Annotated in this window: 19 protein-coding genes; 4 read left to right on the top strand and 15 right to left on the bottom strand. The window is 63.7% G+C overall.

Going from position 1 to position 22,142, the window contains the following annotated elements:
- Nucleotide 1: 1 nt before the first annotated feature.
- Together ACYU03_RS15590 and ACYU03_RS15585 are read left to right on the top strand one after the other, a co-directional pair.
- The gene (locus ACYU03_RS15590; RefSeq protein WP_461885548.1) at nucleotides 2-1,399 is read left to right on the top strand and encodes an amidohydrolase family protein; all 1,398 of its coding nucleotides are present in this window, start codon (nucleotides 2-4) and stop codon (nucleotides 1,397-1,399) included.
- A 20-nt stretch (nucleotides 1,400-1,419) separates the two neighbouring features.
- Entirely contained in the window at nucleotides 1,420-2,133 is a 714-nt protein-coding gene (locus ACYU03_RS15585; RefSeq protein WP_461885546.1) for a sulfite exporter TauE/SafE family protein, read from the top strand.
- A 361-nt stretch (nucleotides 2,134-2,494) separates the two neighbouring features.
- On the opposite strand, the gene ACYU03_RS15580 is transcribed toward ACYU03_RS15585, so the two are convergent.
- The 3 genes from ACYU03_RS15580 to ACYU03_RS15570 form a co-directional block, all read right to left on the bottom strand.
- Nucleotides 2,495-3,841 (bottom strand): OprD family porin, encoded by a 1,347-nt coding sequence (locus ACYU03_RS15580; RefSeq protein ID WP_461885544.1) that lies wholly within the window; start codon nucleotides 3,839-3,841, stop codon nucleotides 2,495-2,497.
- 93 nt (nucleotides 3,842-3,934) lie between these two features.
- Entirely contained in the window at nucleotides 3,935-5,251 is a 1,317-nt protein-coding gene (locus ACYU03_RS15575; protein WP_461885542.1) for an MFS transporter, read from the bottom strand.
- A gap of 25 nt (nucleotides 5,252-5,276) precedes the next feature.
- Nucleotides 5,277-6,452 (bottom strand): M20 aminoacylase family protein, encoded by a 1,176-nt coding sequence (locus tag ACYU03_RS15570; RefSeq protein ID WP_461885540.1) that lies wholly within the window; start codon nucleotides 6,450-6,452, stop codon nucleotides 5,277-5,279.
- A 146-nt stretch (nucleotides 6,453-6,598) separates the two neighbouring features.
- Here ACYU03_RS15570 and ACYU03_RS15565 point away from each other — a divergent pair, with 146 nt between their 5' ends.
- Nucleotides 6,599-7,549 carry a LysR family transcriptional regulator gene (locus tag ACYU03_RS15565; RefSeq protein ID WP_461885539.1) on the top strand — a complete coding sequence of 317 codons (951 nt, stop codon included), beginning with the start codon at nucleotides 6,599-6,601 and terminating at the stop codon, nucleotides 7,547-7,549.
- A gap of 92 nt (nucleotides 7,550-7,641) precedes the next feature.
- Here ACYU03_RS15565 and scpA read toward each other — a convergent pair whose 3' ends face one another.
- The 9 genes from scpA to ACYU03_RS15520 form a co-directional block, all read right to left on the bottom strand.
- The gene (scpA, locus tag ACYU03_RS15560; RefSeq protein ID WP_461885537.1) at nucleotides 7,642-9,717 is read right to left on the bottom strand and encodes a methylmalonyl-CoA mutase; all 2,076 of its coding nucleotides are present in this window, start codon (nucleotides 9,715-9,717) and stop codon (nucleotides 7,642-7,644) included.
- 8 nt (nucleotides 9,718-9,725) lie between these two features.
- A complete protein-coding gene (locus tag ACYU03_RS15555; RefSeq protein WP_461885535.1) occupies nucleotides 9,726-10,589 on the bottom strand; it encodes a Pnap_2097 family protein in 864 nt (287 codons plus the stop codon).
- A gap of 61 nt (nucleotides 10,590-10,650) precedes the next feature.
- Nucleotides 10,651-11,886 (bottom strand): MSMEG_0569 family flavin-dependent oxidoreductase, encoded by a 1,236-nt coding sequence (locus ACYU03_RS15550; RefSeq protein WP_461885533.1) that lies wholly within the window; start codon nucleotides 11,884-11,886, stop codon nucleotides 10,651-10,653.
- Nucleotides 11,887-11,904: 18 nt separating this feature from the next.
- A complete protein-coding gene (locus ACYU03_RS15545; protein WP_461885531.1) occupies nucleotides 11,905-12,231 on the bottom strand; it encodes an MSMEG_0570 family nitrogen starvation response protein in 327 nt (108 codons plus the stop codon).
- A gap of 1 nt (nucleotide 12,232) precedes the next feature.
- Complete coding sequence (locus tag ACYU03_RS15540; RefSeq protein WP_461885529.1) at nucleotides 12,233-13,219, bottom strand: sll0787 family AIR synthase-like protein; 987 nt, start codon at nucleotides 13,217-13,219, stop codon at nucleotides 12,233-12,235.
- The gene (locus tag ACYU03_RS15535) at nucleotides 13,209-13,772 is read right to left on the bottom strand and encodes an MSMEG_0567/Sll0786 family nitrogen starvation N-acetyltransferase (protein WP_461885527.1); all 564 of its coding nucleotides are present in this window, start codon (nucleotides 13,770-13,772) and stop codon (nucleotides 13,209-13,211) included. The genes ACYU03_RS15540 and ACYU03_RS15535 overlap by 11 nt, the downstream gene beginning before the upstream one ends.
- 13 nt (nucleotides 13,773-13,785) lie before the next feature.
- Nucleotides 13,786-14,877: an MSMEG_0568 family radical SAM protein gene (locus ACYU03_RS15530; protein WP_461885526.1), complete on the bottom strand. Its 1,092-nt coding sequence runs from the start codon at nucleotides 14,875-14,877 to the stop codon at nucleotides 13,786-13,788.
- Nucleotides 14,870-15,814 (bottom strand): Nit6803 family nitrilase, encoded by a 945-nt coding sequence (locus ACYU03_RS15525; RefSeq protein WP_461885524.1) that lies wholly within the window; start codon nucleotides 15,812-15,814, stop codon nucleotides 14,870-14,872. The genes ACYU03_RS15530 and ACYU03_RS15525 overlap by 8 nt, the downstream gene beginning before the upstream one ends.
- A 109-nt stretch (nucleotides 15,815-15,923) precedes the next feature.
- Nucleotides 15,924-16,406: an MSMEG_0572/Sll0783 family nitrogen starvation response protein gene (locus tag ACYU03_RS15520; protein WP_461885522.1), complete on the bottom strand. Its 483-nt coding sequence runs from the start codon at nucleotides 16,404-16,406 to the stop codon at nucleotides 15,924-15,926.
- A 238-nt stretch (nucleotides 16,407-16,644) separates the two neighbouring features.
- Between ACYU03_RS15520 and ACYU03_RS15515 the strand changes: the two genes are divergently transcribed.
- On the top strand, nucleotides 16,645-18,564 hold the full coding sequence (locus tag ACYU03_RS15515; RefSeq protein WP_461885521.1) for a sigma 54-interacting transcriptional regulator: 1,920 nt from the start codon (nucleotides 16,645-16,647) through the stop codon (nucleotides 18,562-18,564).
- A 37-nt stretch (nucleotides 18,565-18,601) separates the two neighbouring features.
- Here the strand turns inward: ACYU03_RS15515 and ACYU03_RS15510 are convergent, their stop codons facing one another.
- The 3 genes from ACYU03_RS15510 to ACYU03_RS15500 form a co-directional block, all read right to left on the bottom strand.
- Entirely contained in the window at nucleotides 18,602-19,660 is a 1,059-nt protein-coding gene (locus tag ACYU03_RS15510) for an AraC family transcriptional regulator (RefSeq protein WP_461885519.1), read from the bottom strand.
- Nucleotides 19,657-20,583, bottom strand: a complete 927-nt coding sequence (locus tag ACYU03_RS15505; RefSeq protein ID WP_461885517.1) for a GGDEF domain-containing protein — start codon at nucleotides 20,581-20,583, stop codon at nucleotides 19,657-19,659. The genes ACYU03_RS15510 and ACYU03_RS15505 overlap by 4 nt, the downstream gene beginning before the upstream one ends.
- Before the next feature lie 108 nt (nucleotides 20,584-20,691).
- Nucleotides 20,692-22,095 (bottom strand): purple acid phosphatase family protein, encoded by a 1,404-nt coding sequence (locus ACYU03_RS15500; protein WP_461885515.1) that lies wholly within the window; start codon nucleotides 22,093-22,095, stop codon nucleotides 20,692-20,694.
- Between the last annotated feature and the right edge of the window lie 47 nt (nucleotides 22,096-22,142).

Here is a 22,142-nt window from a genome sequence, read left to right as displayed (position 1 = left end):
TATGAACTGCACTGTTTCCAATCACTTGGCGACTTCGCCTGAGCAGCTTGTGGCTCCCGGTCAACTGTTGGCCCCTGAATGGCTGTTGCTGCCTGAAGGGCCGCGTCGTGATCAGGCTGTATGGGTTGTAAATGGCCACTTCGCTGATGTCGGTCCGTTGGCGTTGTTGCAAAGCCGTTATCCAGGCCACTCGGTTCGCCGTCTCGAAAACCAGTTGTTGATGCCCGGGTTTATCGACACCCATCACCACCTCAGCCAGAGCTTTGGTAAAGGCCTGGTGTTTGGCGAGCCGTCCGAGATTTTCCGCCGTGTCTGGATTCCCCTTGAGGGCACGCTCGATACCGACCTGCTGTACCTGACCAGCAAGCTGGCCGCATTCGAATCGCTGCGCGGTGGGTTCACCACGGTGTGTGATGCTGGCACACGCTCAAAGGAAGGTGTCGAGGCGATCGCCCAGGCTGTTCATGAAGTGGGCATACGTTGCGTACTGGCCAAAACCTGCAATGACCTCGAAGGCGAGCGTGTGCTCGATGCCAGCCAGGTACTTTCGCTGGGCGAGCAGCACCTGTCGGAATGGGACAACGACCCGTTGATTACGCCGTCCCTGGCAATCCCTATTCCGGAGATCGCCACCGACAATACGCTGGGCGCGGTGTACCGCTTGTGCCATGAAGCGGGGAGGGTGTTCCAGAGCCACGTCAACGAGCATCTGGTCGCTGTAGAACGCTCGCTTGAACGCTATGGCGTCCGGCCATTGGAACACCTGCATCGGGCCGGCGCGCTTGGTCCCGGGGCGCTGCTTGCCCACGCAACGCTACTCACCTCGGAAGAGATCTGCCTGTTGCGCGAGAGCGGCGCTGCCGTGAGTTACAACCCGGTAGCCAGTGCCTGGAAAGGCAATGCCGTTGCCCAGGCGCACTTGATGCACTGCCTGAAAGTTCCGCTTGCGCTCGGTACCGATGGCACTCGCGGTGATGGGTTTCGCCTGCTCGATTACGCCGAGGCCGCGCAACGCTTTGCCCATGGATTGCCGGTAGGTGACTCGGTATGTGGCGGTGGGCAGCTCTGGCTGGACATGGGAACCCGGGACGCTGCCGACGTACTTGGGCTGGGCAAGGTGACCGGGCGCATCGCTCCGGGCAGGGCGGCGGATTTCTTGTTGGTGGACCTGGCGGTGCCGGAACTGCTGCCGTCCTGGAACCTCACCTGGGACCTGGTGAGGCTCGCCAATCGAGACCAGATCCAGGCCGTAGTGGTCCAGGGCAAGGTGCGCTTGTGGCAAGGGTGGCCCACGGACTGGGATGCACGGTCCCTGATGCGCCAGGTCGATGCGCTGGCCAGGAACGTCGTGGACCAAGCCCCCATCCATAAAGTGCATCCCTTGCCGACTGTGGCTTAACGACTTGGAACGAGTGGACGATGAATCTACCCTTCGACCCCCTGTACATCATTGCTATCGCTGTCGCGTGCGGTGCGCTTATCCAGGGTACGACGGGGATGGGCTTCGCACTGATCGTGGCGCCGGTCATGGGATTGCTGGCACCCGAATCCTTGCCCATCAGCCTGTTGATACTCATGTTGCCGTTGAATGCCGTGGTTGCCTGGCGCGAGCGCGGCGCCATCGATTTTCGAGGCAGCTCGTGGATTACCCTGGGGCGTTTTGTCGGTACTTTCGGCGGACTCTGGATACTGCTCTGGCTGCCGCTCTCGCAACTCAACTTGTTTATCGGGTTGTCAACGATCGCGGCGTGCCTGGCCACCTGGATGGCGCCGTCTTTCGTGCCCGGGCGCCGGGCACTGATCTCTACTGGCGTGATCACGGGTATCACTGAAACCGCTACCGGGGTCGGCGGCCCGCCGCTCGCACTGGTGTATCAGCATTCGCCGGTGGCCACGTTAAGAGGATCTGTCGCCCTGTGCTTTCTGGTGGGGGAAGTGATCTCGCTGGTGGTACTGGCTGCGGGTGGGCATTTGCGCATCGAGCAGGTCTCGCCGGTGCTGGTCCTGTGCCTGCCCTTGGCATTGGGTGTGATCGCAAGTTACTGGGCCCGGAACCTGATCAACGAGCCGCGCCTGCGCCGCTTCGTGCTCATCTTCGCCTTCGTCTCCGGGACGTTGTTGCTGGTGCAATAAGCCAGACATCAGCGCATTCCACAAAAGAACGCAGCAAAGGTTCGCCATGTTCTCTTTGAAAACCCCAATAACTGGGTGTAATGCTGTTCACTTAAGACATCTGTCGTAAGGTTTGGGGCCGCTGCGCGCCCATCGCGACACAAGGCCGCTTCCGCAGAGGGCTTGCCTTGTGGGAGCGGCCTTGTGTCGCGATGGGCTGCGTAGCAGCCCCACTTGAAGGCACTCCAGCTTGAGTGAACAGCCTTACAATAACTGGGTGGGGCTGCTGTGTACGCCCGTCTGCCCGGTTATTGTCGATGCAGGTGTCATTGGCGGCAGTAAGGTGACCTTGCAGTTGCGTAACTTTTTCTTTTGCCGCATATCACAGGTTCAGCGGGTATTCGATGATCAGCCGCACTTCATTGATATCCGGTAGGTCGGCCTGCGCTTCGTGGTTGCCCCGATAACTGGCCACGCGAGTCCGTAGGGAAAGGTCGCGGGCAGGTCCTTGTTGCACCACGTAGCGCATCTCGACGTCCAGTTCGTGCCACTTCGCACCGTCATACTGCCCATAGGTGGACAGCGCTCCGCCTGCGTAGCGATGGCCAGGGCGCCAGTGCTGGTCGCTGGCGCCCCGGCCGGTGACGTAGCGGGTCATGAAGCTCAGGCCGGGGATGCCGTACCCCGCCAGGTTTAGGTCATAGCGGGCCTGCTGGGACTTCATGCCGGGAGCGTTGAAATCGGAAATCTGCACCGAGTTGGCCAGGTCGATGGACAGGCCGCCGACATAGTCGAAGGGCGTGTCGCCGTCGATCTGCTGATAGGCCAGAGTGATGCGATGGGCACCGTGGCGCCAGGCGCCGGCGAGGCTCCAGCTGGTGTTGTCCACCGGGCCGGAGCGTGCATGGCCGGTGGCGTCGCTGCGGTACAGGTGCATGTCGAAGTTAAGGCCGCTGGCCGGGGTAAACGGCACGTCTTGATTGATGTTCAGGTAGTTCTGTAGCCAGTTGTCCTCGGCACGGGCATGGAACAGTTTGACGCGTAGGGTGTCGTTGACCTGGTAGCTGGCACCGAGGAAGTTGAGGCTGCGCACCTCCACGTCGGAGTAGCGGGTGCGCAGGCCGTCGTCGCCATTGCTGGAGGCGAAATCATGGTAGGCGGTGAAGTGGCCCGCTTCGAGCAGCAAGCCCGACAGGGCGTCGTTGCGCAGGTACAGGCCGGTGGCCATCTCCGGTAGCAGGCGGCTGTCGGCGGTCGTGAAGACCGGAGTCGAGGTGCGCATCTCGCCCCATTTCACCTCGTTGCCGAGCCAGCGCGCCTTGAGTGCGGCACCCGCGTGGCTGTAGTCGTCTTTCACTTCGGCGTTGCGTTGGCGATTGTGGCTGATCGGCAACAGCAGGGTGCCGGTTCGCCCTGGGCCGCTGTCGAGTTTGAGGCCGAGCTGGGCGTGGGCATCGAGCCCCAGGCCCACGGTGCCTTGGGTAAACCCGGAGTCGAGGCCGAGCATCACGCCATGGGCCCACTCCTCGCGGTACCCCTTGCGTTCGTCGGCAGGCCGGGCGGCATTGTCGCCTTGAGTATTGCTGGCGCCGTTGCGCAGGTCGCGGTTGAAATAGAAGTTGCGGTTGCGCAACTCCAGTTGGCTGTCCTCGACAAGACCGTGGGAAGCAGCCAGAGCGTCGGTAGCCAGCAAGGCGGTGCAGAGCAGTGTGGTATGGCGATGGAGCATGAAGGGGTCACCTGTTGTTCTTGTTTTAGGCGCAGCCGGGTACCGCAGGCCGGAGCCTGAGGGGGTGAAGGAAAGGAGGGCTGTGAGCTGGGATCAGTCGAGGTCCTTGCCGGCGGTTTCCGGGGCCAGCTTCAGGCCGATCAATGACAGTAGGATCGCCGCGATGATGTAGAACGCCGGTGCATTGGTGTTCCCGGTGAGGCTGACCAGGCCGGCGGCGAACAGCTGGGCGAAGCCGCCGAACAGGGCCACGCCGATGCAATAGGCCAGGGACATGCCGCTGGCACGGATGCGGGTGGGGAACAGCTCCGGCAGGATCGCCAGGTTGGGCACGATGGTGTAGGTCAGCGGGATGCTCAGCAGGGTCACCACCGTCAAGAGCACCTCCAGCCGGGGGGGCTGGTTGAGCAGCAGAAAGGCCGGATAGATCGCCAGCAACAGGATCGGCAATGGCCAGAAGATCGCCTTGCGCCGACCGATACGGTCGCTCAAGCGCCCGGCATGGGCAGACAACAGCAGCGGCGGTAGGCAAGCGACGATCGCCGCCCAGGTGCCGCTGCTCAGGGGCATGCCAAGCACACCGATGGCATGGTTCGCCAGGTAGAACTGGATGGTGTAGATCGGCACGGTGGCACCAATGACCAGCAGCACGCCAGCCAGCATCTGCCGTGGGTGCTGCAGTAGCAGGGCCAACTGCTTGCCCTGGGACACCGGCGCGCGGTTGCGGGTGGCCTGGCGGTGAGCGTGGGTTTCCTCCAGGCGATGGCGGATGTACTCACTGACCGGAATGCCCAGGATGCCTATGGCGAAGATCAATCGCCAGCCCCAACTGTCCATGGCCGCCGGGCTGAGCAGATTGCTCAGCAGGGTGACCATCAGCCCGCCGAGGCAGATGCCCAGGCTTTGGCTGAAGGTCTGCCAGCTGCAGTAGTAGCCGCGCGAATGCTTGTCGGCATACTCCATGAGCATGGTGGTCGAGGTGCCGATCTGGCCTCCCACGGCGAAGCCCTGCAAAAGCCTGGCGACGATCACCACCGCCGGGCCGAGCAAGCCTGCTTGCGCGTAGGTGGGGGCGATGGTGAACAGCAGCGAGCCAATCGCCATCAGCCACAGGGTCAGGCGCATAGCCGCTTTGCGTCCGACGCGGTCAGCGTACAGGCCGATCACCAGGCCGCCCAATGGGCGCATGACGAAGCCGGTGCCAAACACCGCCAGCGACAGCATCAGCGGGATCAACGGGTGGTCGCTGAAGGGAAAGAACAGCCTGGCCATGAGCGTGGCCAGCAGGCTGTAGACCAGGAAATCGTAGAACTCCAGGGCATTGCCCACGCAGATCGCGGCGATCGCTCGGCGCTTGCAGGGTTGTGGGTGACTGGTTTCGATGGCGAAGTCTGTTGTTTTTGTTGTCATCGTCTTTGCTCTCTTGCGGTGGCCGTCAGGCCAGGAAGTGCCGCACCAGCCGCACCCAGAAGGTCGCACCCAGTGGCAGTGCCAGGTCGTTGAAGTCATAACCGGGGTTGTGTACCTCGCAGCTACCGCTGCCTTCGCCATTGCCGATCAGCAGGTAGCAACCGGGTACCCGCTCTAGCCAGAAGGCGAAGTCGTCGCTGGCGCAGATCGGTTGCTGCCGGGGGGCCAGGCCCTCTTCGCCGAGCCAGTCGCGTATCACGTGTTCGGCCAGTTGGCTGGCGTGCGGATCGTTGACCAGCACCGGGTAGCCCTCACCGAAGCTCACCTCGGCTGTGGCACCGTAGCCTTGGGCGTGCTGCTCGGCCAGGGCCTGGATGCGCTGGCACAGCAGGTTGCGTACGGAGGGATCGAGCGCTCGCACACTCAGGCGCAGTTCGGCCTGGCCTGGAATGACGTTGGCGGCATCGCCGGCGAGAAAGGCACCCACAGTAATGATCGCTGTCTCGCTGGGCGGCACGTTACGCGAGACGATGGTCTGCAGCGCCAGCACCAGCGAAGCCCCGACCACCACGGGGTCGGTCGCCCTGTCCGGCATCGCACCGTGGCCGCCATTGCCCTGGATGACGATGGTCACGCTGTCGGTGGAGGCCATGCGTGGCCCGGCGAGTACACCGAACTGGCCGACAGGCATGCCGGGGGAGTTGTGCAGGGCGAACACGGCGTCGCAGGGGAAGCGCTCGAACACCCCCTCATCGAGCATGCGCTTGGCGCCTGAGCCGCCGTGGCCTTCCTCGGCGGGCTGGAAGAACAGGTGCAAGGTGCCATGCCAGTGGCGTTCACGGGCCAGCTCGCAGGCGGCGGCCAGGAGCATGGCGGTGTGCCCGTCATGGCCGCAGGCGTGCATCTTGCCCGGTACCGTGCTGGCCCAAGGCCGTGCGCTCTGTTCGTCGATCGGCAAGGCGTCCAGCTCGGCGCGCAGGCCCAGCGTCGGGCCATCGCCATTGCGCAAGGTGCCGACCACGGCGGTGCCGGCCAGACCTTGGTGGATTTCGTAACCCCATTGCTGCAAGTGACTGATCACCCGGGCGCGGGTGGCGAACTCTTCGAAGCCCAGTTCGGGCTGGCGATGGATCGCTCGGCGCAGCTCGACCATGGCAGGCGTGATGGCGGCGATGCCGGGGGCGATGCAGGTAGTGTTCATATTGTTATTTCCTGGTCTGAGAGGCGACACTGCGTGACCCGTTGGCGGCCCTGGCCTCGTGCTCTAACCTAGCGCCACCGACGGCTGGGCATAAGCCGCAAAAATGTTGTCATGACGACCCTTGGTGTTCAGGCAGGAGATTCTTAGTGAAGCTGCATCAGCTACAGGCCCTGATCGCCGTGGCCGACCACGGCGGAATCCGTTCGGCCGCCCGAGCCCTCGAGCTGTCCCAGGCCGCCATCACCCGTGCCCTGCGCGAGTTGGAAGAAGAGCAGGGGCTGCCGCTGCTGGCTCGGCATGCCGGCGGCGCACGCTTGACCTCGGCGGGCCTGACCCTGCTGCCGCATGCCCGGCAGATCGCCAGCCAGTTGGAAAAGGCCCAGCGCGACCTGGCCAGCCTGCGCGGCGAAACGCCAACCCGGTTGTGCGTGGGGATCACACCCTGGTTCGGGCAGACCTTGCTGGGTGCGGCGCTGCAAGCCTTTCGCCAGGAAATGCCGACGGTCCAGCTGGAGCTCTACGAAGGCCTGCAGGCGGTCAGCCTGGCGCTGCTGCGCAGTGGCCAGATGCAGTTCTCCCTGGGGCCGGCCGGGGGGCTGCCAGGGCAAGAGTTCAGCCATCAGGCGCTGGCCTACTACCCCATGCGTGTGCTGGCGCGCTTCGGCCACCCCCTGCAGGACGCGCGCTCGCTTGGCCAGTTGCTGGAACAGGAGTGGGTCATGAACTTCACCCAGGCTGGCCAGCACTCGCTCATGCATCAGTTGTTCGGCCGTCATGGCTTGAGCATCGAACCCGGGCGCATCGTCTGCGCCCAATCCAGTGCCATGCTCAGCAGCCTGATCGTCGACGCTGGCATGCTCGGGTTTTCACCCGAGCCGATGTTGCTGTGCGAGCCGTTACGCGGCAAGGCGCGGGCATTGGCTCTGGAGGAGCCGTTGGAGGAAGGGGATATCAGTGTGATTCACCTGCGTGACCAGGTCCTGGACCCGGCCGCGCGTTGCTTCGTACGCTGCCTGCAACAGGCGTTGAAGGCCTGCAGCCGTTCGCGTGATGCCGATGATCGGCGTCTGGCCGACATGCTCAGGTTGTGCTTCTGAACAGGCCGCTAATCCTTGCTGACGGCGGCGTGCGTTACGTCCTTGATCATCTGGATGCGGATGAACTCACCAGGGTATAGAGGCCACGCGATCTAGGCCGCCAGCGTCCCGAAACGGTATCGCTCTATCAGTTCCAGCAGCGTTGCTGCGATGTCCAGCATGTCGCTGCCTGGGCCAAACACCGTCTCGACCCCCAGGGCGAGCAGTGCCGCGATATCGGCCTCGGGCACGATCCCGCCGACCACCACTGGTTGGCGGTTGGGGCGCGAGGCCAACTGTTCGAGCAAGACGCCAAGCAGTGGCGCATGGGCGCCAGCGAGGCTGGAGATGCCCAGCAGGTCGATCGACGGGTCTTCGTCCAGCCGGGCCAGTAACTGTGTAGGTCCTTGAAAGAGGGGCAGCAGGGTGACGCTGAAACCTGCATCGGCCAACACTGAACTGATCAGCCGGATACCACGGTCATGACCATCCTGGCCAAGCTTGCTCAGCAGTACATGAGGGGCGCGGCCATGGCGAATGCTGAAGTCCTCCACCCGCTGGCGCAGCGCTTGCCAACCCTGGCAGGCCGTGCGCAGGTCAGCGTAGAGCCCTGTGGTGAAGGTCGGCGTTTGCCGATACCGAGGCCATACCCGTTCCAGTGCGGCCATGCACTCTCCGACGGTCGCCCTGGCAGCCATGGCCTCCACGCATAGCGCCAGCAGGTTCTGGCGCGCATTGAGCACGCCTTGCTCCAGGGCGTGCAATCGTGCGCGGACTGTAGGTTCGTCGCGCTTCAGGCGCAGCCGCCGCAAGCGCTGGCATTGCTGTTCTCGTACGGAGCGGCCATCGATCGATTGGGTCGGCGGTGTTGCCGCCATGTTCGGTCCGCCGCTGCGCTCGCCGACTCTGATGTGCTCGCCACGGTCCAGGCGAGCCTGGCTGGCCAGAGCCTGGGCATGAATGAGGGCGCTGATGCTGCCGCTATGAATCGCTGCCACCACTCCGCCCTCGGCATCGATCCTGGCGATGCAGTCGCGTACCTGGTCGCAGACCGACGCGGTCAACGACTCCATCATGTAGGAGCCTGCCCAGGGGTCGATGACATCGCAGATCCCCGTTTCCTGCTGCAGGATGCGCTGGGTGTTGCTTGCCAGGCGTGCCGAGTCTGCGCTGGGCAAGGCCAGGGCCTCGTCCCAGGCGTTGGTGTGCAGCGACTGGGTGCCGCCGAAAACGGCGGCCAAGGCCTGTATGGTGGTGCGCACCACGTTGTTCATCGGGTCATGGGCGCTCAGTGAGTAACCTGAGGTCTGGCAGTGCGTGCGCAAGGCGCGCGCACTGGCCTGGGTGACTCCGCACGTCTCGCTGATCTCGCACCACAAAAGGCGTGCCGCCCGCAGTTTGGCTACTTCGCTGAACAGGTTGTTGCCGATGCCGAAGAAGAAACTCATCCGAGCACAGAACCGATTCACGTCGAGCCCGCTGTCGCGCACCTGTTCCAGATAGGTGCGGGCATTCATCAAGGTCAGCGCCAGCTCCAGCACCGGATCGGCACCGGCTTCCTGGAAGTGATAGCCGGACACGGAAATGGGGTTGAACCGCGGCAGATGCTTGGCCAGGTAGTGGATGACGTCGGTGCATATGCGCAGGGAGGCTTGTGGCGCGAACACATAGGTGTTGCGCACCATGAACTCCTTGAGGATGTCGTTCTGCAGGGTGCCGCTCAAACGGGCAGGATCTGTCCCGCTTTCTTGGGCTGCGACGATGAAGGCAGCCATGACGGGCAGCACGGCAGCATTCATGGTCATGGACACCGAGACCTGGTCAAGGGCAATGCCGTCGAACAGCGCATGCATGTCCTCGACGCTATCGATGGCCACCCCAGCCATGCCCACATCGGCGCTGCACCTGGGATCGTCAGAATCATAGCCGCGTTGGGTGGGCAGGTCGAAGGCAATCGAAAGACCCTGGGCGCCGTTGGCCAGATGCTCCTTGAGCCGTTGGTTTGTCTCGCGTGCATCGGCAAAACCGGTGTATTGGCGAATGGTCCAAGGCTTGTGGGTGTACATGCTGGCATAAGGGCCGCGGACGAAAGGCGGTTGTCCGGGCAGGCTGTGCAGGTGCGCCAGGCCATCGAGGTCGCAGGCTTGGTAGAGCGGCTTGAGTGTTGGGCCGCAAGGGGGCCACGGCATGGATCGATTCATGGGCGGGAGCACTCCGAGGGCCAGGTTTTTTCGCTGAAGACATCGGCAAGCTTTGCGCCATCCGACTGACGGAACACTTCGCACCAATGGGGCGTGAACTGCCCGGGGGCGGCGATGTGCAACTGCACCAGGAGGTTGTCGTGCAGATTGAGGTTGCCGTAATAGTGGATTTCCCGCTGGCGTATGTATCCCGGTCTGCGCAGGCCCAGCACCTGCCATTCGGTGCGTTCCACCAGTGCCTGGAAGTTAGCGAAGTAGAAGAGCTCGGCACCGTTGTAGTCGATGTCAGGGCACGGCGTGAAGGAAAAACCGGGCAGGGCGACGCAACTGTCCCTATCAAGCTGGAAATGGTTGTGCCAGTCACCGTTGCGTATCTGCTTGCCAAGCCCATGCAGTTGCCGCCATGGCGTGTCAGAGGCGATCGCCATGGCGGGAGCATCTTTGAGGCAGGCTTTGGCCACGCTGCGGTTGTCACCTGGCGTGTGGCGGCTGATGAACGCCGAGGTCAGGGCGATTTGGCCGACGCAACGCTCGCGCAGTAGCAACCGTTGTTCGCTGAAGTGGCGGTTCTGGGCCACGCGCCACAGACGTGTCTCCAGGGTGAAGGTGCGGTTCTCGGTGATGGCCTGCAGTTGCAGGCCTTGGCACTTGACCTGGGTGAATGCCGCGTAGGCGATGCGGCCCTGTGGGTCTCTGAAGTCCGGAATGGGGCGTCCATACAACGCCGCCAATGCCAGCCAGTGCTGGTGGCCACACTCCTTGAGCAGCCAGTTTTCCGAAAGCCCGGTGAAGGCCAGGTTGGGCATCGAGGCCAAGTAGTGCTCTTGCAGATGCACCGGGGGAGCAGCGTTGTCAGGCATACCGCCTCCTTGAGGCCAGCCCGTCCGGGCTGGCGGATGGAAGGGGAAGGGCGCGTTTGGCTCAGCGCTGGTCGTTGCGCTGGCTGCCAAGGTGAGCGACCACGTACTCCGCGTCGCGGGCCACGCCACTGAAGCGCCCCGAGCCCCAGGTATGCAGCCAGGGCAGGCCGAGGAAATACAAACCTGCCTGGGCGGTGACCCCGCGTTTATGGCCGGGGTAGCCACGGCCGTTGAAGACTGGCACGTCGACCCAGCTGAAGTCGGGGCGAAAGCCAATGCACCAGATGATACTGGTGATGCCCGAACCTGCCAGGTCCAGCGTGGTGGCGGCCTGTTCGGGATACCACAGAGGCTCGTAGGCGGTGGCGGCGGGGGCCTCTATGCCTTGTTCGGCGATGTATCTGTCGATGCTGGCGTTGATGCGGTTGTACACGGCATCGGCCGCATCCAGATTGGCTGCCAGGTCGTCGGCGAAGGCCAGCATGGTCCCGTTAAGCGACTCCAGGCGACCGAACAGACGCATGCCCTCCTGGGCGAAGCGCCGCAGGTCGATGTCGCGACCACCGTCGCGTCCGGTGACGTAGTGGTTGGTGTTGTCACGTACGCCTTCACGCAGCGGGTGGCTGTCGACGTCGATGTCGTAGTAGCCCATCTGCGCCAGCCAATCGACCACATCCTTGCCTCGGTAGAAGCGCGCGCAGCGTGGCGCGTCACCGACCGCCAGGAACACCTGGCGCCCTGCGAGGTGCAAGTCCTCGGCGATCTGCGCGCCGGACTGGCCGGAGCCGACCACCAGCACGGCGCCTTCAGGCAGGCTTTCCGGGCTGCGGTACTGCTCGGAATGGATCTGCTTGATGTCGGCGGGCAGGCGCTCAGCCAGGGGAGGGATGATCGGTGTGTGGTAACCACCGCTGGCGACTATGACCTGGTCGGCGCTGAAGTCGCCTGCGCTGGTGTTGAGCCGGTAGCCGCCTTCGGCCCGCGTGGTCAGCCGCTGTACTGCGACACCCTCGCGCACAGGTGCGTTGACCTTGGCGATGAAGCCGTCCAGATAGGCAATGATCTCGTCTTTTTTCATGAAGCCGTGCGGGTCATTGCCGGTATAAGGGTGGCCGGGCAGGGTGCACTGCCAGTTGGGTGTGACCAGGCAGAAGGCGTCCCAACGCTGGTTGCGCCAGGTGTGGGTCAAGGTGTGCTTTTCCAGCAGCAGATGGTCAATGTCCAGTTGTTGCAGGTAGTGACTGGCCGAAAGCCCGGCCTGGCCGCCGCCGACGACGATTGCGCTGTAGTGGGTCATGTGGTTCTTCCTCGAGGTTCAGATATCGCCGAAGGCGGCGTAGTTGACTGCAGTGGCGCCCTGCAGGTGGATGTCCAGGACGGTGACAAGCAGCGTGTCGGCGGTGTACGACCGTGCCCGCATGCGCAGGCCGCTGAGGCTGTCCATCGCTGAACTGCAGTAGAAGCCCTTGACCTCCCGGACGCGTTCGGAGGCGGCAGTGAGGGCGTTTTCGGCGAGGCGTAGGAATTCGGCCATGGGGTAGCTTTTGCCGATTTCCAGGTAGTCATGGACGCTGGTGGACGGCGAGTAGGTATCGGTTTCCTGGCCGTCGGGCCAGCGCAGACGGATATTCACGGCGGGCATGTCAATGTTCCTCGGGGTGGCTGAAGCCGGTGAAGGGGCGGTTGTCCAGGTTCCAGAATTCCTGGTGTTGCTGGCCCAGGCTGACCCGCAGGCGGGCGCTGTCATCGATCTGGCCGATGGCGGCGCAATGCAGGCCCTCGAAGGCGAATGCCGTTTGCACGTCCGGCAAGTCATCGGCGGCCAGGGTGAGCAGGAAGCCGTAGCTGGGAAACGCTTGCAGCCAGCGCTCAAGTGGCGCACCGGCAGGCCGGGGCAGGCGCTCGAGGTCCAGGTGGGCGCCACAGCCGGTGGGTTCGAGCAGCATCAGCAGCGTGCCGAGCAGCCCGGCATTGCTGATGTCCTTGGCGGCCCGCAGCAGGCCGGCCTCGGCCAGGCGTGGCATGACGTCCAGCTTTGCCCGCAGGCGCTCGCCTGGCACGCCTTCGAAGGCTTTCCAATAGGGCATGTCGCCATGCCACTGGCCATCGAGGTCGACCACCATGGCCAGGCACTGACCGGGCTCGACATGCAGGGTCGACAGTAGGCGCCTGGCCCAGCCAGTGATCGCCACGGCCAACGCCGTGGGATTGCCGGGTGCTTGGCTGGTGTGCCCGCCGGCCAGTTGCAGGCCATACGCCTGGCAGGCGTCGCGAATGCCCAGGAGGATGTCGTTGGCCGATTGCTCGTCATGGTGCCAGTAGGCATTGACAACGGCTGTCGCGCGGCCACCCATGGCAGTGATGTCGCTGACGTTGGCCATCACCGCCGACCACCCGGCAAACCAGGGCGCCTGGTCGACGAACTGCGGCAACATGCCTTCGATGGCCAGCAGTTGATACTGGTCGCCGCAGCGGATGGCCGCGGTGTCGTCGCCAGGCAGGGCATACAGTGCGTCGCGGTGGGCGCTGCTGGCCGGCAGGACCCTGGCCGGATGCTGGATCGCCTGTTTGGCGCGCATGGCCGGGGTGTCGCTCAAGCTGCTGAGCAGCGCGTGCAGATCAGTGTCCATGGTGTGGCCTCCGCTGGCGCATCAACGCCACCTGGCGGGGCAGGAACGGGTACATGCCCAGGCGCGCCTGCATCAGTACATGGGGCTGGCCGAGCAGTTCGATCGGTTCGAGGGTGTCCCAGTGCAAGCTGTGGAAATAGCCCTCGTTGGCGTGCTGCACGGTGGCCAGGAACGTCTGGCACCCCAGGTCGATAGCCCGCGATACCGCTTCGTTGACCAGTGCCTTGCCGATCATGCCGTGACGGCGATAGCGCCGTTCAACGCACAGGCGGCCGCCGTACCAGACGCCCGGGGCGGTGGTGTAGATGCGCACGGCTCCGATGACCTGCTCCGGTATGCCGCAATGGTGGGCCACGGCGACGATGGGGATGGCCTGGAAGTCGCGCTCATCCTTGTCCTGCTCCAGAAGTCGCTGTTCCTCGGAAAACACCGCACGGCGCAACGCGTAGTAACCAGTGCGCTCCCAGGCCTCGGCCGCCGGTTTGACCCGCAGGTGCCCGGCGAGGAAGTCCCCGAATGTGTCGTCCGTCAGTGCGAAGGCGTGTTCGGCCATGGCGGTTCTCCTGTCACTCGTGGTGCTTGAGTGCCGAACAGGCGCCGCACTTGGCGCAGCCGGCATTGATCTTGTCGGAATGCAGCCCGTGACGGCGCAGGCTTGCGCCGATGCGCGGATACAGACGTTGCATGAAGGCACTGTCGGGTTTGGGGTGGTGGGCCAGCGGGGTGTTGTCGATCGGCACGAAGGGCACCACGAAGGGGTAGACTCCCAGCGCCGCGAGGCGCTCGCTCATAGCGGCGATGGCCTCTTCGCTGTCGCCCAGGCCGGCGAGAATGTAGGTGCTGACCTGACCATGCCCGAACACTTTGACCGCCGCCTCGAACGCGCTGAAGTAGCGCTGCAGCGGTACTTCGGCCTTGCCGGGCATGATGCGCTGGCGCACCGCGTCGGTGACCGCTTCCAGGTGCATGCCCAGCGACACCACGCCGCTGTCCTTGAGCCGTGTGAACCAGCGGTCATCGTCCGGTGGCTCGCACTGTGCCTGTATTGGCAGGTCGACGGCAGCGGTCACGGCGGCAGCGGATTCGCACAGGATCGCTGCGCCACGGTCCGCTGTCTGTGGAGTGCCGGTGGTCATCACCATGTGCTTGACGCCGTCCAGCTCCACCGCCGCCTTGGCGACCTGGGCCAGTTGTGCCGGGCGCTTGCGGGCGATGGTCTTGCCCGTGGCAAGGGACTGGTTGATTGCGCAGAACTGACAAGCGGTGGCGGCATCGTTCATGCGGATGCAGTGCTGCAGGATGGTCGTGGCCAGCACGTCCTTGCTGTGCAAGGTGGCAATCTTCCAGTAAGGAACGCCGTCATCGGTGCTCAGGGCATAGAAGTTCGGTACCCCTGGCAACTGCACCTGGCCCACCTGCAGGCCTTCACGAAAGATCAGGGCCTGGCCGCCACTGTCGTCCGGTACGGCGCTGTAGGGCGAATCCAGGGACGCACGGTTGAGCATCGGCACCATGGCGGTACGCGCGCCCAAGGTCAGGGCCTTGTGGTCCGAGGGGCCGGCGCCGCCCTTGCGGCTCAGGCCGTCGGAGCCCTGCCAGCGCACGCCGTGGCATTGCAGTTCGGTCAGCAGGTCGGTGGCGATCACTTGACTATTCATGTTCGGCCACCTCATGGCGTTCATGAACATGGCGGGCAGGGCGTCGGTCGATCAGCAGGCTGAGCAGTTCCGGACGGCTGTAGTGGCCCACCGAATCCATCATGCGTTTGCGTTTGTCGATCAGGGCCAGGTCCAGGTCGGCAATGATCGCGCCTTCGCCTTCGGTCTTCTGCGCCAGGACCTTGCCTTCCGGGCTAATGATGGCGGTGAAGCAGCCTCCGGAGATCGGTTCTAGCGCGCAGCCGGTATCGGCCATGATCTGCGCTTGCTGTTGCTCATCCAGCCAGGCGGTGGCGTTGACCACGAAGCAGCCGCTTTCCAGGGCATGGTGGCGGATGGTGACTTCCATCTGCTCGGCGAAGATCGGCCCGACCAGGGAGCCTGGGAACATCGCCGCGTGAATCTGTTCGCCGTCGGCCATCAGCGCATAGCGGGCCAGCGGGTTGTAGTGTTCCCAGCACGCCAGGGCGCCGATGCGTCCGACGGCGCTGTCGGTGGCACGCAGGCCGGAGCCGTCGCCTTGGCCCCAGACCATCCGCTCGTGATAGGTGGGGGTGATCTTGCGCCGATGCTGGATCAAGGTGCCGTCAGCGTCGAACAGCAGTTGTGCGTTGTAGATCGTGCCGTTGTCGCGCTCATTGATGCCGATGCAGGCAACGATGCCCGACTCGCGACAGGCCTCGGCGATCTGGTGGGTGGAGTCGCTAGGCACGCTGACGGACTCTTCGAGCAACTGGAGGTGTTGCCTGCCCATGGCGAAGGGCGGCTGCACGAAGGAGAAATAGGGGTAGTAGGGCACCACGGTTTCCGGGAAAACCGCGAACTGCACGCCTTCACGGCCCAGTTCCAGCAACTGGCCGCAGAGTTTGTCGACGGTGGCCTGGCGTGAGTAGAGCACTGGGCTGAACTGTACAGCGGCGGCGCGGATGACGGGCATGGCAGGAGTCCTTGCAGCGAGTCGGGAGGATGGGCAGCCTCTGCGTAGGGGGTGCGAGCGACGGAACCGCTACGCAGGGGCATGCACCGTTTTTACTGGGGGGCGGTGGTCAGGCCGTCCAGGTATCGATGATCAGCGCGCCCTCGCGACGCATCAGCAGGCGCAGGTCCATCACGTCCAATGGGTTGATGGGGCGAATGCCTTCGATCAGGGCTTTTTCGGTCTGGCCGTAGAGCGCTTGCAGGGCGAAGCGGCAGGCGTAGACTTCACCGCCCTCGGCCATGAACGCCTTGAGTTGATTGTTGACTGCCAGGTGGCCCGGGAAGGCCTCCGTACCCAGTGTGGGGAAGCCGCGTTGCACACCCAGTTGCACGCCCGGTCCGTAGAGCAGGACCTTGGTTTCGAAACCCTTGCGCAGTAGGCGTTTGGCCTGCAGCAGGTTGACCAGGCCAATGGAGCCTTCGAAGGCGATGGTGTGGAATGTCAGCAGTGCTTTTTCGCCCGGCTCGGCCTTTACATCCTCGAAGACTTTTTCTTCGTAATTGACCAAAAAGTCGCCGTCTTGATAGTGGGAAATGTCCACGGTAGGCATATCGTCTTCTCCGGTTGTTATCGCTGTGATCGATCGCCGGTGCGGCGTATCGTTGCAGGAGACAAGTGCGAAGGACGTGCCAGGCTTTACCCGCTGATTCTGTGTGTTGGTAACTTGTTGATTTAGTAGAAGATTCTCATCTGATACGGTTTTTTTGCATTCACCTGAGCCTGTTCTCGAACTACGTAAATGCGTAGAACTACGATTATTCGTAAAGCGGCTTGCGAGATTTCGTACTATGTCCGAGACCGATTTCCTCAGCGGCTGGGCTGACCTGGCCTACTCTTCGCGGCACATGGTGTTCGAGCACTGCGCCGATGCCATCGCCTTGCTCGACCCCTACGCGGACCGTTTCTGCGATCTCAATATCGCCACCTGCAAGCTCTTCGGCTATCAGCGCCAAGAGCTGTTGGTGCTGCCGATCAGCAAGTTGTTCGGGCATCAGTTGGCCGACTTGATCGTGTTTAGCCAGGCAGTTCTAGAGAAAGGGCATGGCTGGACGGACGAGTTGAGCTGCAACTGCAAGAGCGGCGAGCGGATCGAGTTGGAAATCAAGGCCACCACCCTGCAGGTCAAAGGACAAGCGCAGATCATCCTGGTGCTGCGTGAGCAGAGCCAGCAGCGCTACCAGCAAGACCAGGCGGATACCGAGCGGGCCATGCGCGGCGGGTTGATCGAGTGGCGCAATATCCTCAACCTGTTCAAGGAAACCGAGCGCGACAATCAATTGCTGCTCAGCGCCGTGGGGGACGGTATCTACAGTATCGACAACGAGGGACTGGCGACCTTCGTCAATCCCGCTGGCGCGCGGATGCTCGGCTGGGAGCCCGCCGACATGATCGGCAAGAACATCCACCGGATTCATCATCACAGTCATGCCGATGGCTCGCACTACCCTGTGGAGGACTGTCCGATCTACCGGGCCGTGCACGATGGCGTGGTGCACGAAGGGCGCCAGGAGGTGTTCTGGCGACGCGACGGCAGTTGTTTTCCCGTGGAGTTCACCAGCACACCGATCATTTCCGATAGCCAGCTGGTGGGGGCGGTGGTGGTCTTTCGCGACATCACTGAACGGCGTACTACCGAGTTGCAACTGCAAACCGCGCTGGACGAGCTCAAACAGCTCAAGGCTCGCCTGGAGGAACAGAATGCCTACCTGCAGGAAGAAATCCACATCGAGCATAACTACCGGGAAATCGTCGGTCAGAGCGAGCCGATCCGTAAGATCATCAAGCAGATCGATGTGGTAGCACCCACCGATGCGAGCGTGCTTATCCATGGTGAGTCGGGCACCGGCAAGGAGTTGATTGCCCGGGCTATCCACCAGGCGAGCCGGCGCAGCAACTCTCCGTTGATACGGGTTAACTGCGCGGCGATTCCGACCGAGCTGTTCGAGAGCGAGTTCTTTGGGCATATCCGCGGCGCCTTCACTGGCGCCGTGCGCGACCGTGTCGGGCGTTTCGAGTTGGCCGATGGCGGTACGTTGTTCCTCGATGAAATCGGCGAGATCCCCTTGGACCTGCAAAGCAAGCTGTTGCGTGTCTTGCAGGAGGGGCAGTTCGAGCGAGTCGGCGAGGAGCGCACACGCAGGGTCGATGTGCGCATCATCGCTGCGACCAACCGTAACCTGCGTGAAGAGGTGCAGAGCAGGCGTTTTCGCGAAGACCTGTATTTCCGCCTCAATGTCTTTCCAATCCAGTCACCGGCATTGCGTGAGCGGCCGATGGATATCGCGCCATTGGCCATGCACTTCATCACTGAGATCGGCAGGCGCCTGAACCTTCCTGGCAGGCGCCTGCGGGCCGTGGACATGGAACGGCTGCAACGCTATTCATGGCCGGGCAACATCCGTGAACTGCAGAATGTCATTGAGCGGGCGCTGATTACCGCGCAAGACAACAATCTCAACATCGATCTGCCCGATGACATGCTGCAGAGCCGCGTGTCGCGTGTCACCCAGGCGACCTCCACGATCCTGACCGATGAACAGGTGCGTGCGTTGGAGCGCGAGAATACCCAGGCGGCCTTGCGTGCTTGTCATGGCAAGTTGTTTGGCAAGGATGGAGCTGCCCAGTTGTTGGGGATAAAGCCAACCACACTGGCTTCTCGCCTCAAGCGCCTGGGGGTCAAGACTGACGTCGATGACAAAGAAGGCTGAGCCGCACCCGCGTTGTCTACCGTTACCTATCACGGGATCAGCAACAGTCTCCGAGCTCCGGGCTCGGCAGGTTATCAATAGCCATGTAGAACCTCAGCTCGCTCGGTACGCGCCCGGTCCAGCGCTTGAACGAGCGGCGGAAGTTGGTGTTGTCGCTGAAGCCCAGGTATTGGGCCACTTCATCGTTGCTGTAGCCTTTGACCTGATACAGGTACAGGGCGAGATCACGACGTACCCGGTCGAACTGCTCCTGGAAGTTCGTGCCGTGTCGGGCCAACCTGCGCTTGAACGAGGCCGGGCTGGTGGCGAAGGCGGCGGCGACCCGCTCCAGGTTCAGCGGCTGCCGGATCAGGCCGAGCAGGTGTTCGTGCAACTGGTCCAGGAAACTCACTCGCCAGCCCCAGGCGTCGAGCTGTGCATCGCAGGTTTGGCGGGCGACCTGCTGGGCGGTGGAGCCTGCGCCCGGCCAGGGCCGTAGCAGGTATTCCCGTGGCAGGCTCATCACCGTCGAGGGGCAATCGAAGTTCAGTGCGTCGCCCAGGTGCACCCAGTACTGCTCCACATACGCAGGCTCGGCATGGGCGAATTGGAAGCGCCATGGTAGATGCTCGTTCTGCTGGCGGCGGGCGAGGGCGACCACGGCGGTCACGCTGGCCTCAAGCAGGAATAGCGACTGCTCACCGATGGTGCAACTTTCCCGCCAGTACAGGTGCAGGTAATGCTTGTCCAGGCGCAGCACGGGGGTCAGTAGCGGTGAGAGCAGGGCGCGGTATTGGTCGACCCGCTCCAGAGCCTGGAGCAGGTGGTCGGCCTGTTCCAGCAACAGGCTGGCGGTTCCATAGTGCCCTGGCCACAGGCGCTGGCCATAGAGAAAGCTGCTGTCGTCGGCATCCAACAGGCGCCGGGCGTTGGCGATCAGGCGCAGGAACTGTTGCGGGCTGATCAGCGCCTGTCCGGTGATGATGTCGTCGTAGAACAGCTCGCAACCGCTCAACAGGCGGTGGGTGTCGATCCGCCGCGAGCGCGCCAGGTCGATCAGCGCGGCGGGTAGGTGATGGGCCGCGATGAAGCGGCTGTCGTATTCGTAACCATTCATGCGCTGCGTACCTGGTGTGGCTTGGCCTGTACCAGGGCCAGGTTGAGGCGCTTGAGCAACTGCGCTTCGTCCTCGTCCAGGGCCATGACGCTGGCGACGCTGGCCGACAGTTGCAAGCGCTCGCCGTGGCGGCTGGTGTGGTGGGCGAGGTGGCCGATGCTCTGGCGCAGGTCCTCGGCCATGGCCTGGGCCTGACGCTGGCCAGTGTTGGGCAGCACGGCGACGAAACGGTCACCGGCCAAGCGGCAGAGCATGTCCTGTTGGCGCAAGTTGAGCAGTAGTAACTGGGCCACCACCTGCAGCACCTGATCGCCTTCTTCCTGGCCATAGCGCTGATTGACCTGGCTGAAGTCGTCCAGGTCGATCGCCACCAACGACAGGGGCTGCTGTTCGGCTGCGGCGTGCGCCAGTGCCTGCTGCAAGTGCTGGCGCAGGTACTGGGCGCCAGACAGCGGGGTGAGCTTGTCGAACAGGCGGTGCTCACGGAACAGCTGCTCGCGCTTGCGCATCTGCTCGGTGATCGCATGCTGCTCCTGCTGCAGGTGGTACATGCCCAGGGTCAGCAACAACATGCCCACCGGCATGGGCGCGGTTTCCAGCCAGTTGTCCCAGACGGCCTCGGCGGGCAGGCGGATGAACTCGTCCAGGGTATCCATCCACATCGAGAAGGCGGTGAAGCACAGGCCCAGTGATAGCAGGCGGGTGACCCGTCCGGCCGGGCGCCCGCGCAGCAGCATCAGCAGCCAACCGCAGAGGATCAGGCAGGTGCCGCCTTCGCCGGCCACATCCATCCAATTGATCTCGGCCCAGGTCTTGAGCGTGCCGGCGGCCAGGTAGATGAGCACGCCGGCGTTGGCGGCGAGGATCAGGCCGGCCAGGGTCCAGCCGTGGAGTTTCAGGAGGGATCTGAGGTTCAGGTTCATAGCAGGGTGGGCTTCCTTCGTATGCGCTGTTGCCTGTACGGGCCCTGTCGCGGGACACCCCATACAAAAGGGCCAGCATGCAAGCCGATTGTCTCAATACGATGACGCTCACTTGCCCCGCGCAGTGCACGGTAAGCCATCCGGCCCCATGCTGAGCTCACAGTAGCGCTCGGCGGCCAGGGCCAGCTCTGGCTCGTGCAGGAACTTGCGACCCTGGGCGTCACGCTGGATATCGAACGCGTCGTACAACGCATCGTCGGCTGAGTAGGTACGCACCCGCAGGCGGTCCTTTTCGACGGCGATGGTCTGGTACAGCTGGGTATCCTCGGCGCTGCGGTCGGGCTGGCTGCGGGCACGGTCGTTAAGGCTGTACATCTTCGAACCAGTCACCGAGACCATGTACACCGGGCCGATGGCTTGCTGCTGGTGTTGGGCGGCCTGGCTGGCCTGGCGGCCTTCGGCGTGGGTCAGGCGGCTGTAGCAGTGGTCATGGCCTTGCAGCACCAGGTCGACCTGGTAGTGCTCCAGCACGGGTTGCCAGGCGGCCTTTAGCGGCTCGGTGTCTTCAGGACGGGCGCAGGTGTAGACCGGTTGGTGCATCACCACGATGTTCCACTGGGCCTGGCTGCTGCGCAGCACGTCCTCCAGCCACGCGGTCTGCGCCTGCAGCGTGCCCAGGTCGAGGGCCGAGGTGCCGTCGAGAACGACGAAGCGCACGTTCTGGTAGTCGCTGAAGTAGCTGGTACCGTCCACCCCGGGCGCGCCATTGCGCGGCAAGGCGAACTGGGCGGGCACATGGGGGCTCAGGACCCGGTTTTCGCTGCCGTCCGGGTTGAGGCTTTCCAGGTACTCGTGGTTGCCGAAAGCGGGCAACTGCGGGATCGCCGCGTACGACCAACCACCGGCCTGGGTCCACTCACCCCATTCGTCATCGTGGGCCAGGTCGTCGCGCGAGGCGACCAGATCGCCGGCATGCACCACCAGTGCCGGATGGGCCACGCTGCGCAGGGCCTGGCGGATGGTGCGCGAGGCGATGGCGAGGATGTCGTTCTGGGTGTCGCCGAGGTAGAGGAAGGTGAACGGCGCGAAGCTCGCCTTGGCGGTACGGAACTGGTGCCATTCGCTCCAGCCGGCACTGCCTTTGACCCGGTACACGTATGCGGTGTCGGGTTGCAGTCGCTCCAGGCGCACCTGGTGGTAGTTGGCCGGACCGTTCTCGCTGTCCAGGCGCTGGGTGTCGCCGCTCACCTGGCTGGCCTTGGCCGCCAATGAGGGGCTGGCCAGGGCTGGGCCGAACTCGAGCAGGGCTGTGGCCTGCGCCAGGTCGGTGCGAAAGCTGAGCGCCATCTGCGTCGAGGCGTCCTGCCCTGGGGTTAGCACGATGCGGTCCGCCAGGTTGCCCGCCGCATAGGGCTGGCCGACAGAGCGCTGGATGGGAGTGTCGTTGGCCTGTGCCAGTCCTAGGGGTAACGCCGCGCAGAGCAGGGCGGCGAGCAGCAGGGGGCGGTGCATGTGGATTTCCTCGATAAGCCCGCAGGCGTGATGGGTGGCCAAGGAAA

It is taken from the genome of Pseudomonas sp. X10 (genome assembly GCF_054889225.1).
Note: the sequence above shows the minus strand (reverse complement) of the source record. Positions and strands in the feature narration are given on the sequence as shown.